This is a genomic window from Priestia sp. TRN 1309 (genome assembly GCF_050846875.1).
GTDB lineage: Bacteria > Bacillota > Bacilli > Bacillales > Bacillaceae_H > Priestia > Priestia zanthoxyli.
Window position 1 is genome coordinate 1 of sequence record NZ_JBOZGM010000019.1, and the last position, 1,288, is coordinate 1,288.

The following is a 1,288-nucleotide window of genomic DNA, read 5'->3' on the forward strand; positions in this document are numbered from 1 at the left end:
GGGACTGACCCCCTAGAGTGAGACAAATAAAAAACACCTTTAAGTTAAAAAACGGGTATGTAGTACCTAACAATAACTTGGAGGTGTTTTTTCTATGGGGACAAGAGTCAGTTATCCGGTAGAAATAAAATTAAAAGCGATTGAAATGAGATTAGCTGGTATACCTGTAAAAGAAGTATTGTCACAGCTGAATATTCGTAATCATACCCAATTGAAAACGTGGATGACATGGTATAAAAATGGAGAAATGCATCGATTTGGACAGCCTGTAGGCAAGCAGTATTCATATGGAAAAGGTCCTGAATTTAAAAGCGAGACGTCTAAGTTAGAGGCAGAGAACCGGCAGTTAAAGCAACAGATTGAGATCTTAAAAAAGTACAAGGAATTGGAAAGGAAGTGGTACCAGAAATTGTAGTAAACACAGTGGAAGAGCTAAAAGGTCAGGTGCCTATTTATCAAATCTGTTTACATCTTAATATCCCTCGATCCACTTACTATCGTTGGAAGCAACATACAAAACGGGATACATTAAAGAAATGGATGGAACAACAAGTTGGTGAACAATGTCATAAACACAAGTTTCGATATGGCTATCGAAAGATTACAGCATTACTCAATCGAACGATGAAGATGAATCATAAGTTTGTGCAGCGTGCCATGCAGAAGTATGGTTGGCAATGTCGCGTAAAACGGAAGAAACGTCAGCGAACAGGGCAACCTTATCAGGTTGCAGAGAATGTATTAAATCGTGAATTTCGAGCTGATCGTCCTCTTCAAAAACTAGTGACGGATATTACCTACTTGCCTTTTGGACCCAAACAGTTGTATCTTTCAAGTATTCAGGATTTATTTAACGGAGAAATCATTGCGTATTCCATTGGTGATTGTCAAAACGTAGCGTTTGTTTTAGATACGTTAAGTCAACTTCCTTCTTTGCCTGAAGGATGCACGCTGCATAGCGATCAAGGTTCCGTGTACACATCGTATGCTTATCAACAAAAAATCAAAGAAAGAGGCATTACCATGAGTATGTCCCGCAAAGGGACTCCCGCAGATAATGCCTCTATCGAATCGTTTCATTCCTCGCTAAAGTCTGAAACGTTCTACCTTGACGAGTTGACATATACTACGACCACCATCGTAGAGCAAACCGTCAAAAACTATATTACGTATTATAACAATGCCCGTATTCAAACAAAACTAAACAACCAGTCACCGGTACAATATCGGCAACTGGTCGTTTAAAAGGTGTTTTGATCCCTGTCTCAAAAACAGGGGTCAGTCCCAA

1 protein-coding gene is annotated in these 1,288 nt (G+C 39.4%); it reads left to right on the plus strand.

Annotated elements, in window-relative coordinates; genetic code table 11:
- Window positions 1-94 precede the first annotated feature (94 nt).
- A protein-coding gene (locus ACRPLQ_RS26325) for an IS3 family transposase (RefSeq protein ID WP_155726346.1) occupies window positions 95-1,245 on the plus strand; the annotation gives its coding sequence in 2 pieces (ribosomal slippage) (window positions 95-365 and window positions 365-1,245; 1,152 coding nt in all).
- The last annotated feature ends 43 nt before the right edge of the window (window positions 1,246-1,288 follow it).